Annotated in this window: 9 protein-coding genes and 1 pseudogene; 7 read left to right on the top strand and 3 right to left on the bottom strand. The window is 65.1% G+C overall.

Translation table 11 applies throughout. The features are described 5' to 3' along the window. The first annotated feature begins 499 nt into the window (after positions 1 to 499). From IWX81_RS15075 to IWX81_RS10640, 4 genes and pseudogenes are all read left to right on the top strand, one after another. Positions 500 to 835, top strand: coding sequence for a hypothetical protein (locus tag IWX81_RS15075; RefSeq protein ID WP_442977704.1), 336 nt, complete (start codon positions 500 to 502; stop codon positions 833 to 835). A gap of 51 nt (positions 836 to 886) precedes the next feature. After that, positions 887 to 1,147 (top strand): annotated as a pseudogene (locus tag IWX81_RS15070) (transposase); the annotation flags it as partial. Between the two features lie 8 nt (positions 1,148 to 1,155). Continuing rightward, positions 1,156 to 1,359, top strand: a complete 204-nt coding sequence (locus IWX81_RS10645) for a hypothetical protein (RefSeq protein ID WP_199281266.1) — start codon at positions 1,156 to 1,158, stop codon at positions 1,357 to 1,359. A gap of 44 nt (positions 1,360 to 1,403) precedes the next feature. Then, entirely contained in the window at positions 1,404 to 2,057 is a 654-nt protein-coding gene (locus IWX81_RS10640) for a DDE-type integrase/transposase/recombinase (protein ID WP_199281265.1), read from the top strand. A gap of 154 nt (positions 2,058 to 2,211) precedes the next feature. On the opposite strand, the gene IWX81_RS10635 is transcribed toward IWX81_RS10640, so the two are convergent. The 3 genes from IWX81_RS10635 to IWX81_RS10625 form a co-directional block, all read right to left on the bottom strand. After that, on the bottom strand, positions 2,212 to 2,967 hold the full coding sequence (locus IWX81_RS10635) for an ABC transporter ATP-binding protein (RefSeq protein ID WP_199281264.1): 756 nt from the start codon (positions 2,965 to 2,967) through the stop codon (positions 2,212 to 2,214). Continuing rightward, positions 2,964 to 3,965, bottom strand: coding sequence for an ABC transporter substrate-binding protein (locus IWX81_RS10630; RefSeq protein ID WP_199281263.1), 1,002 nt, complete (start codon positions 3,963 to 3,965; stop codon positions 2,964 to 2,966). Before IWX81_RS10630 ends, IWX81_RS10635 begins: the two co-directional genes overlap by 4 nt. 66 nt (positions 3,966 to 4,031) lie before the next feature. Beyond that, positions 4,032 to 5,018, bottom strand: coding sequence for a FecCD family ABC transporter permease (locus IWX81_RS10625; RefSeq protein WP_334593884.1), 987 nt, complete (start codon positions 5,016 to 5,018; stop codon positions 4,032 to 4,034). Between the two features lie 200 nt (positions 5,019 to 5,218). Between IWX81_RS10625 and IWX81_RS10620 the strand changes: the two genes are divergently transcribed. From IWX81_RS10620 to IWX81_RS10610, 3 genes are all read left to right on the top strand, one after another. Beyond that, positions 5,219 to 7,015, top strand: coding sequence for an ABC transporter ATP-binding protein/permease (locus IWX81_RS10620; RefSeq protein ID WP_199281262.1), 1,797 nt, complete (start codon positions 5,219 to 5,221; stop codon positions 7,013 to 7,015). Next, complete coding sequence (locus tag IWX81_RS10615; RefSeq protein ID WP_199281261.1) at positions 7,012 to 8,826, top strand: ABC transporter ATP-binding protein; 1,815 nt, start codon at positions 7,012 to 7,014, stop codon at positions 8,824 to 8,826. Before IWX81_RS10620 ends, IWX81_RS10615 begins: the two co-directional genes overlap by 4 nt. Positions 8,827 to 9,044: 218 nt before the next feature. Then, on the top strand, positions 9,045 to 11,252 hold the full coding sequence (locus IWX81_RS10610; RefSeq protein ID WP_199281260.1) for a YcaO-like family protein: 2,208 nt from the start codon (positions 9,045 to 9,047) through the stop codon (positions 11,250 to 11,252). Positions 11,253 to 11,316 lie beyond the last annotated feature (64 nt).

Below are 11,316 nucleotides of genomic sequence, written 5' to 3'. Positions count from 1 at the left end.
GTAAATTTCCGGCGTGGTGCGGTCATGCGGTTCTCTACTTTCAGTGAACCCTCATTTTAAGAGGGCCCACTGTCCGAGATATCCGCAGCAGCCCAATTATTGCTCAGGCGGGGGCAGGAATAGCTAGACGATATGAAAAGGGACTCCTGCAGGTTGAGGTGACTCCTTGACCTGACCCACAAAGCTTTCGACCGTGTCTTGTATTCTTAGGGCGGTCCGAGCTGGTCGTCGCGACGCCTCATCGATATCGAATGTTGCGTATGCCTGCAAGTCAGGTCCAGAAGGATCGTCAGTCTCGTTTCTGGGCGTTGATTCGGGAAGGGTTGTCGTCGTCATCGTGTGAAGCTATCGGCGTGGACAGACGCCAGTGATACCGGTGGATTAGAGCTGCTGGTGGCCGCGTGCCGGTTCCGGATCGGCCGCGATCGGGGAGGTATCCCGGCCAGGATGGTCGGTTACGGATCGCTGATCAGCGGATCGCTGGCGCCGGCGTGCGGAGATCGCTCGTGAACTCGGCCGGTCTCCGTCGTCGATCTCGCGGGAGCTGCGCCGATATAGTTGCCCTATCACGGGTGCTTACCGGCCCTATGCGGCGCAAAAGCGGTGCGTTGAGCGGGCTCGTCGACCCAAATTGTGGCGGCTTGATGACCCGGTCTTGGCGGCAGCGGTGCAAGAGCGGTTGGTGAAGGGCACCAATCTCAACACCCACAGCCCAGGACGACTCCTCGAGGTCGCCTCCGAACGCAACCACCGCCCCAGGAAAACCCTCGACGAAATCAACACCGCCACCGCAATGACCTGTCCCGGCTATCGGACACTTGATTTGGGGCGATGATCGTCCCGGGAGGATTCTGAAGGTACGCCTGCTGCAAAGCCTAAGGAGTTCCGTCGTCGCGCGGTGGAGCTTGCACGTGTAGGAGAGAAGCCAGTTGCGGAGATCGCGACGGATCTTGGCATCAGCGGTTCGGGATTGTGCCGCTGGCTGGCGCAGTCCGAAATCGATGACGGGACTGCTCACGGGGTAACCCGAGACGAAAGGGCCGAGCTGGTCCGTTTGCGCCGCGAGAACCGGGTCCTGGCGATGGACATCGAGATTCTCAAACGTGCTTCCGCTTATTTCGCGACGGAGGACATCCTCCCAAAGTAGGGTTCCAGTTGGTCCAGGAGCTTCGCCGTGATCGGCTCTCCGTCGCGGTGACCTGCCGGATTCTGCGCGTCTCGACGTCTGGTTCCTATGACTGGCTGTCCCGGGTCCCCTCGGAGAAGGACTACGCCGATGCGGAGCTGCTCGACACGATCGGGGATCTTCGCGCGGTCGGCCGCGGCACCTACGGTGTTCGCCGGTTCAAGCCGAGCTGATTCCGGGCCGCCGCCTCCGGGTCGGTCACGGCCGGGTAAGACGGATGATGCGCCTGGCCGGGCTGCAGGGTGTTCAGCATCGCAAATGGCGTGGTGGGGGCAGCGGACGATTACCAGCCGTATTCGAGGATCACGTTAAGCGAGAGTTCGTCTCCGATGCGCCGGACAGGCTCTGGGCGATGGACATCACCCAACAGCGCACCAGCGAAGGAGGGGATTACTGCGCCGCCGTCCTCGACGTGTTCTCCCGCCGCTGCGTCGGCTGGTCGATCGCGGATCACCTGCGCACCGAGCTCTTCGTCGACGCGATCGACATGGCCCGATGGCGGAGCAAACCCGTCAGCACGATCGTCCACTCGGTCAGAGAAGCCCAGACGGTCAGAGAAGCCCAGACGGTCAGAGAAGCCCAGTCGGTCCACTTCCTGGCTATTCGGCACCCGATTGCGCGAGGCCGGCCTGTTTGGATCGATAGGAAAGTCGCCTCATCCTGCGAGAACCCGCCTGTGACATCGTTCTTCGGAGCCAGGCAAATCGAACTCCTCGACCGCCGAACCTGGGCTATCAGGGCCGAGCTGGCGACCGCGATCTTTGAATGGATCGAAGCGTACTACAACCCCCGCCGACGCCACTCAGCACTCGGCTACGTGGACCCCATGGACTACGAAACGCTTCAACCCAAGGCCGCAACCGCGGCATGATTAAGACAACTGAACCGTCCGGAAAACTTAGGAAAATTCAGAGTATCCGGACATCGTCGATGTCGATGAGAGCCCGAGCACGGCGAGGTGGGACCGACCAGAGCGCCGTGCTCATCGTGAGGTCAGCCCCGTCTAGGGGCGCGTAATCCCGGGATCATCTCGGCGTGAATAACAGCTGGGGCACCCCGTCTACGTCCGTGCGCGTCGCCCCTATCTCGTACACCGGCTCGATGTGCTTGGGAGTGAGTACGGCTGCAGGGACGCCTGCTGCGACGACTCGTCCGCGATCAAGGAGCACGATGTGGTCGCAGTAGCGCGCGGCAAGGTTGAGGTCGTGGAGGACAACGATGGTGCAGAGCGGGAGTCTTGCGATCAGGGTCAGGAGTTCGTGCTGGTATCGCACATCGAGATGGTTGGTCGGCTCGTCCAGCAGCAGGTGCGTGGCGGCCTGAGCCAAGGCACGGGCGATCAGTACCCGTTGACGCTCACCACCGGACAGCTCATCGGTGGACCGTGATGCAAGGTGCAGCGTGCCTGTGCTGCGCATGGCCTCTTCGGCAGCATATGTATCTTCGGGCCGGTAGCTTTTCCATCCCGTGACGTGGACGGATCGGCCGAGCAGCACGGAGTCCCAGGCGGTTAGGGGCAGTCCAGAGGGCTCTTCCTGTGCGACGACAGCGATGCGGCGGGCACGCTCCCGGCTGGAGAGGGTTGTTGTTTCGTCTCCGTCGACGGTGATCTGGCCGGATGTGGCTTCGAGGGCACCCAGGATGGCGCGCAGGACTGTGGACTTGCCCGACCCGTTTGGGCCGACGAGCCCGACGATGCCGCCGTCTCGAGCGGTGAGCGAGACGCCGGTCACGGCGGCGACCTGCCCGTAGTTCACGGACAGGTCGCCGACGGTGATCATTCGGTGAGAGCGGTCGTGTTCTCGATGACCGAGCGCAGACCGCGGATGGCGTCGGGGTCAGGCGCGAGGTCTGAGGCGAGAACGCCGACGACGGCGTCGTTCTTGACGGCGGTGAGGTCGAGGGCGCCTGGCTCAGCTAGCAGGAGTGCTTTGGCGGTTTCGAAGTCTTCTCCGTAGAGGCCATAGGCCAGGACGATGAAGGCGGGGTCAGTGTCGAGGAGGGTCTCGATGTTGGTTTCCAGGTAGACCGACGGCTCCTGGCCGTAGACATTGGTGAGGCCCGCGCGGTTCAGGATGTCGTTTGCGATTCCCTGGCCACCACGGGCGGAGAGCGTGGATGCCGACGAGAAGTAGTAGACGACCGCCGCGGATCGTGGGTCGCTGGTGGATGCGGCAGCGTCCAGTTCGTCGAGCTCTTCGCGCAGGGCCGCGACGTTCTGCGCGGCGATGTCGTCGGTGCCGAAAACGGTGCCGAGGCGTTTGATGTCGGCGAAGATCGCATCGAAGTCGGTGGGGTCGGTGAGTGCGGCGTCGTGGCTGCACTCGCCGTCGATCACGATGTTGGTGACACCGGCCGCGGCGAGGTCTTCGTCGGTGGAGTTGAAGACGCCGTAGCCGACGACGACGTCTGCGTTCGCGCCGACGATCTTTTCTGTGGTCGGGTCGGACGGGTCAACGATTTCCACGTCCGAGAGGTCTGTGGTGAGGCCCGTCGGCAGGTCGGCATCGAACTCGCCGGATCGCGCGACGATCCGGTCTGCCGCTCCGGCGGCATCGAGCAGGGAGAGCGCAGATGTGCCGATGGTCAGGATACTTTCCGGCTCGGTGTTGATGGAGAGGTCCGCGCCGCAGTTGTCGATGGTCAACGGGTAGCCGGACGCGGTGGCATCGCCGCTATCTGAGGCGGTGGAGGGGCTGGAGCATGCGGTAATGGCAAGTGCCATGGTTGCCAGAAAGGCGGCGGCCGTTGGCGTGCGGAGTCGATCACGTGTGGTCATGGTGTGCTGTTCTGCTTTCTCGGTGAGGTGGTGCTTTGGGTGGGGTTCATTGGGGGTGTGATCGCCTCAGCGGGCGGTGAGGCGGCGGACGAGGATGATGAGCAGCGGTGTGCCGATCAGGGCGGTGAGGACGCCGAGCGGGAGTTCTCGAGGTGCAAAAGCGGTTCGCGCGAACGCGTCGGCCCAGATGAGGAGAAGGCCACCGAGAAGAGCGGCGACGGGGAGCGACGCGCGGTGGTTGGAGCCCACGAGCCTTCGGGCGAGGTGCGGGATGACAAGGCCCACGAACCCGATCGCCCCTGATACTGAGACGGCGGCGGCGATGGCTACGCTCACCACGAGGGCGGCGAGGGCGCGGAATCTGGTCGGGTTGGTGCCGAGGCCGCGGGCGGTGTCGTCTCCGATCGCGATTGCGTCGAGGCGCCGTGACCAGCCGGTGAGAAACACGGCAGCGACGAGCACACCGATGAGGGCGATCGGCAGGGACTGCCAGCGGGCCTGCCCCAAAGAGCCGAGCATCCAGAACAGCACAGCCCTGGTGCCATCACGAGAGTCGCTCGCGAAGACGAGGAAGTTTGTCAGCGCCGTCAACGCGAAACTGACCGCGATGCCGGCGAAGACAAGCCGAGAAGGGATGAGGCGACCGCCGAGACGGGTGATCGAGAAGACGAGCACGATCGCGGCTGCAGCGCCGACGAATGCGCTGCCCGTGAGAGCAAGCGCGCCGGCCCCCGCACCGAAACCGAACAGGATGCTGGCCGCCGCACCCGTCGACGCACCCGAAGAGATACCGAGCAGGTAAGGGTCGGCCAGCGGGTTCCGCACCAACGATTGCACGGCCACCCCGGTCATCGCCAGAGCCGCGCCGACGAGGATGCCCAGGAGGACTCGGGGAACGCGGATGAGCCACACGATGTTGTCATCCGACGCCGCAGCCGGAACTCCGATGCCGAAAACGTGAGACGCGATGATTCCCGCGACAACGTCTGGTGCGATCGACACCGGTCCGATGCCGACCGTGACGACCGCCGAGGCGACGAGCCCCCCACTCAACGAGATCGCCCATCCCGCTGCACGTCTGGCGGAACGATCGCGCGGACGGTGATCCAGTGAGGGAAGTGGTGTCTTAACGCCGTCAGTGAAGGGTGCCGGTTGGGGACGTGCTGAGGTGGTCACGGGTTCGTTTCGCTCGATGATGTGTGGTACTACTTGATAACGGTTCTCAGTAAAAGTCAAATCAGACACGAGGTCATGTGATTCATCTCCGCTTGCTCCGCCTCGCCGACCGCGCGATGCCGCTCCTGCTCACGGTTGTTGCCATAGGGGTCGCACTCAGTGCCGTCGCGGTAATTCAGGCGGTCGCGATTGCAGGACTCTTCACCGGAATCGTGTCCGGGGTGACGCTTATCGAGCTTGCTGTGCCTGCTCTCGTGTTCGGAGCGGCTCTCTTGGTGAGGCCGTTGCTGGCGGTGCTCAGGGAGCTGACGGTGCATGGGGTGGCGGGGCGGATAAAGTCCGAGCTGCGGACGCGGATTCTCGATGCGGAGATCTCGGCGGGCCCGGTCGCCAGCACTGGATCACGCAGCGGCGAACGACAGTCGCTCCTGGTCGATGCGGTGGAAAATCTCGAGCCCTACTTCGGCCGTTACTTGCCGCAAGTCGTCGTCACGTTCCTCACGTCCGTGTCGCTCGTGATCGTGCTCGTCATCATCGACCCGGTCACCGGACTCATCGTCGGTGCCGTCGCCCTTGTCGTCCCGTTCCTCCCTCGTCTGTGGGACGCCGCGCTGGCAGGCCGCGGCGAAGAGCATTGGGCTGCTTACTCCGCCCTGCACGCCGACGTCGTCGACTCCGTCCGAGGGATGCCGACACTCAAGGCACTGGGAGCCACGAAACACCGTCGAACTCAGCTGGTGGAGGCCGGGGAATCACTTCTTGCCGCGACGCTCGCGCAGCTCCGACTGTCGCTCGTGGAGTCGGGCCTCACCGGCTTCTTCCTGATCGCCGGGCCTGCCGTCGCACTCATCACCGGCATCGTGCAGGTGAACAATGGGGCGCTGGACGCGGCGTCGCTGTTTCTCATCACAATGCTGGCGTTCGAAGTGTTCCGACCATTCCGCGATCTCGCGAACCACTGGCACGCCGGGTATGCCGGAGTCTCTGCCGGCAACAGGATCCTCGCTCTATTGAGCATTGGCGATTCCCCCGGTGCTCGCGGTGGTGAGGAGGCATCCGCCCGCGACGTTGATCAGCCGCAGGCAAGCTCACTTGGCTGGGAGTCGCGCGCTGATATTCCCCCAACAATGGTTGCCGCCTCCGGTGTCACCTTCCGGTACCCAGGCGCCAACCACGATGCGCTGAGCGACGTCTCTTTCCGGATCAAAGAAGGCACGACGACGGCGATCGTCGGTGCCTCTGGCTCTGGAAAATCCACGCTCGCGTCACTACTTCTCGGATTCGCCGTTCCCGACAGCGGAGAGCTGACGTTGGGCGACGTGCCGACCCCTCTCCTCGGTCAAGAGGGTTGCTCCCGCGCGGTGTCGATCGTCTCCCAGGATCCCGTGCTCTTCGCCGGCAGCATCCGCCACAACCTCCTCCTGGTCGCACCCTCCGCCACCGAGCACGACATGATTGCAGCTATTCACGATGCGGGTGCGGAAGAGTTACTCGACACCGCCAGCGGAGGGCTCGATGCACCGCTCGGCGACAACGGCGGCCTCCTCTCGGGCGGGCAGCGGCAACGTCTCGCGATCGCGCGGGCGCTCCTGCGAGATTCCCCGGTGCTGCTGTTGGACGAGGCATCTAGCGCTCTTGACGCCCGCCGTGAGCGGGCCATCCTCGCTCGACTGAAAGAAACCCGACTCCGTGACGGTTCTGAGCGCACGGTCATCGTCATCGCACACCGCCTCGCCGCGATCACCGACGCCGACCAGATCATCGTCATGGATGCAGGCCGCATTGCACAGGCCGGACGATACGACGAGCTCCTCGCCCGCGACGGGGTCCTGGCGCGGTTGCACGCCGCCCAGTTCGACGGGGTCCTCTCATGAGCTCCGCACCCACCGGTCACATCACCCCGCCCGCGCGATTGCTGGCACCGGTCGTCCGCCTCCTCGGAACGGTCACCGAGCGGCGCGCGCTCTTTGTCCGGTCGACTCTCAGCATGACCGCCTACCAGTCAGCCGCCGCAGCGGCGGCCGCCCTCAGCGCGGCGATCGCCGCCACGATCACCGCACGGAACATAGGCCCCGACGACATGGTGACGTTGCTTGTCGTCGGACTGGTCGCGGCCGTGATTGCGAACGGTGTCTTCACCTGGGTGGAGTCTTGGCTGAGCCACGTCCTCGCCTACCGGATCATCGAATCTCTCCGACTGCGCGTGCACGACGCCATCGAACGGATCACCCCGGCCGGCATGAAGCACCGCCGGGCGGGCGAGGTCGCCGGGTCCGCGATGGCGGATGTCGAGGCACTCGAATGGTTCTACGCGCACACCCTCGGGTCCGCGGTCAACGCGGTCATCGGACCGATTCTGGTCACCGGTGTGCTCCTGATCCTGGTCGGGCCGAGCGCACTTATCGTAACCGGGGGCGTGATTGCGCTCCTTGCCGTCCCGTGGCTGTTCGCGCGCATCCAGACCCGCCAAGGCGTTCAGGTACGCGCCGAGCTGGGACGCTTGGCGGCGGTATCGTTCGAAGGTGCCGAGAGCCTGCGTGAGATCCTCGCACTCGGCCTCGCGAACCACCACCGCGATGTGGTCCTCGAGGCCACCCGTCGGGTTCAACGCCGCAAGCGAGCTTTCGCGCTCCGCGCGGGCGCCGAAACCGCTGCCGCTGACCTGATCGTGGCGTGCACGACAATCGGAATGCTCATCGTTCAAGCCGGCCGCGTGGCTGCCGGTGACCTGGACCCGACCGTGTTTCCGGTGGCGATGGTGCTCGTCGGCGCCGCGTTCGCACCAGCTGTCACCGTCTTCGCAATGTTCCAGAAACTCGGCGAAATCTCCGCCGCCGCACGGCGCGTACTCGAAGTTATCCATGCGTCCGGAACCGTTGTTGACCCGGAGGAGCCCGTCACCATGACCGGTGGTGGATCGCTGCGTTTGGAGAACGTCCACTTCAGTTATCGGGCCGATGAATCGGTCCTTCTGGGCATCGACCTCGACATCGCCGCGGGCGAGACGGTCGCGATCGTCGGGGCGTCCGGGGCCGGCAAGTCCACCCTCGCCGCCCTACTTGTGCGGTTCTGGGACCCCACCCACGGCCGGATACTGCTCGACGGCGTGCCCCTCAACGAGGCCACGCAAGAACACCTCCGCACCCACGTGCTCCTCGTCGGGCAGCACCCGTACCTCTTCCGCGGAACTGTCCGCTCCAACCTGCTCCTCGCCGATCCCGCCGCGGACGACGACGCGCTCTGGGCTGCGCTGCGCAATGCCGCGCTCACCGACACGGTCCGTTCCTGGCCGGACGGTCTAAATCAGCGGATCGGCGAGGCTGGCGCCACCCTCTCCGGCGGGCAACGCCAACGCTTGGCCATGGCGCAAGCCTTCCTTCGAGACCCTGCGGTGCTTGTCCTGGACGAAACAACCGCGCACCTCGATGCCCTGAGCGAAGCCGAACTCGGGACCGCGTTGATGCGAGCCCGCGCCAGCCGCACCACGATCATCATCGCCCACCGACTCGCCACCATTACCCGCGCTTCCCGTGTGGTTCTTCTCGGCGAAGGAGGCGTCCTCGCTGACGGCGCCCACGAGGAGCTCCTTGCCTCGAACGCCGAGTACCGCTCACTGCTGGCCCACACACCATCGACCCCTCCGGCGACACCAGCCGGAGCCACCCCGACCATCGAAAGGAGGTGAAAACAATGCAGACCATCAACGTCACGCCGATCGCGACCGAGCGGAACGAGGACCAGATCCTCGCCCCCAACGCGAACAACCACGGACACGTCTCCACCGCCTTCGCCTGGGCCTAATCCCAAGTGGAGTACCAGGGTGCCCCGCCATCCAGCGGGGCACCCTTACCTTCCCCAATCACCGCATCCGCGCCGGATCACGGCCCCTCCGCAGGAGACCTCATGCCTACCACCCTGACTACTTCACCCCACGTCGAGATCCGTGCGCTCCCGGGGGAACGCACACTCGTGACGACCCCCCGAGGAGAATCGTTCGCCCTCGATGTCACAGCCGACACCGTCGTCCGCCTCGTGGAGGCATTCGCCACCGGCTCCGTGTCCCCCGCACTACCGGAGGGTTGGGAGAGCAGCGCGCAAACCCTCAAAGACATCCTCACCGCAGACGGCGTCTTCGATACCACCCTCGAGCCAGCACTGCCGCCGGTCATCTTTGACGACAGTGACGGCTTTAATGCCAAGCGCGGCGATCTCTTGGTGATCGGAGACCCCGCGATGACCGCCGCCCTGCTGACCGCCACTCAGAGCATCGGCTGGCCAGCGCGAGCAGTACCCGCCGATGACTGGCAGCGTGTCATCCACCGAGCATTCCGCACCGGAGAACTGCTTGTGCACTGCCTGCGCGGCGGTGATGACGCGACCTTCATTTCCTTCGACCGCCTCTGCTCCGACGCACGCACACCCTGGGTCGCCGCAGAACTCACCCGGTCCACCGCGTGGCTCGGACCTTTTGTGCGACCGGGGACCGGAGCGAACTACGAGGATTTCGCCGCCCGCCGACTGGCTGCCGCGTTCGATCCCGTCGCGCACCGCGCCCTCCGGACGCCAGCCGTCGGTGGAGACAGCGGAGCAGCCCCGGCGCTGCTCGGCCCGGTATTCACCACCCTCGCCCGGCACCTTCAGGATGAGCTGCCCGGCGACGTTGTCCTCGAGATCGACGGTGACGGCGGTGTGAAACGCCACCCGGTCCTCCCCCTCCCCGACAGTGTGGTCTCACGATCACTTCCCCACGCGGTGGAAGACCTCGTGGACCCGCTAACCGGCCTGGTGCAACGGACGCGTGCGGTGACGCACCATCCCAGCATCCCCGCATCACTAGCGACTACGCAGAGCGACGTCTGTAACATGCGTCGCGTGTCCCGCTGGGCGAACAACACCTCCTGCCAAGGGTCCGCATTCGGAGACCCAGCACAGGCCGCGGCCAGTGCCGTCGGTGAAGCGGTCGAACGGTACTGTGGCAACCTGCTGGACACCCTCCCGGTCACCTTCGGAAGCTACCGCGACCTGTCCCGTTCGCCCGGGATGCGAGTGCTCGACCCTGCCTCGCTCGTGCTGTATTCCGACGAACAGTACGACACCCCCGGCTTCCCCTTCGTCCGGCTGACCGAGGACCTCCCCATCCACTGGGTGCCCGGACACTCCCTCACAACAGGGGAAGACCTCCTCGTCCCGGCGAGCATGGTCTACGTCAACTGGTTCACCGCCGGATATTCCGGCGCGCCCGTCACCAACTTCTGCCCATTCGCGGGAATCGCCGCGGGCCCTACGATGGACTACGCAATGGCCTCGGCTCTTGAGGAGATCATCGAGCGCCACGTCACCATGGTGTGGTGGCTCAACGCTCACCCGTTCGATGCCGTGCAGCCGACACACGAGATGCAGGCGCTGTGGACAGGCGTGCCCCAGGATGCCGGACAGCGACCGTCGATCGTGATGCTCGACAACGAGTTCGGTGTTCCCGTCGCCGCCGGCGTCCTCCACAATGACGTCGATCAGCTCGTGAACGTCGGCTTCGCGTGCCGCAACACCGCCGAAGCCGCCGCGTTGAAAGCGTGGACCGAAGCGTGCACCCTCCAAGAGGGCAGCCGTGACCTTCTCCGCACCGACGGCGCGCACTGGGACGCAATGGCCCGCGGTGAACTCAACAGCCGGTCCTTCAAACCGTGGCGTGCCGATCGGCGTTATCTCGATTCGTACCGGGCGGACATGCGTGATTGCGACGACCTGATGGTGCAGCAGCAAGTCTTCCTCGACCCCCGCGCCGTCGACCGGGTCGCGCCGCTCTTGGAACGCCCGCCAGTCCGCGACATCACCAGCATCCCATCGCTGCCGACCCGCTCACCGGAGGGTTACCGTGCGGCGATCGAGAGCGCCGGGCACGAGGTGATCGTCGTTGACATCACTTCGCCGGATGTTGCAAGCACGGGGATGGCCGCTGTCCGGATGATCGTGCCGGGGACGGTCGGGAACGCGCCTGCAGCATTCCCGTTCCTTGGGAACGGTCGCGTGCAGAATCTCGCCGTCGAGCTGGGCTGGCGCACGACCCGCCTCGCCGAGGCGGATCTCAACTACTTCCCTCTCCCGCACGCGTGACCGCAACCGGCCCCGGTAGCAGCCAAGGAGACGATGAGCCCGCGCCAGCGCGGATCGAGGTCTT

The organism is Salinibacterium sp. CAN_S4 (assembly GCF_015752305.1).
Lineage (GTDB): Bacteria > Actinomycetota > Actinomycetes > Actinomycetales > Microbacteriaceae > Rhodoglobus.
This window is presented reverse-complemented; position numbering and strand designations above follow the sequence as displayed.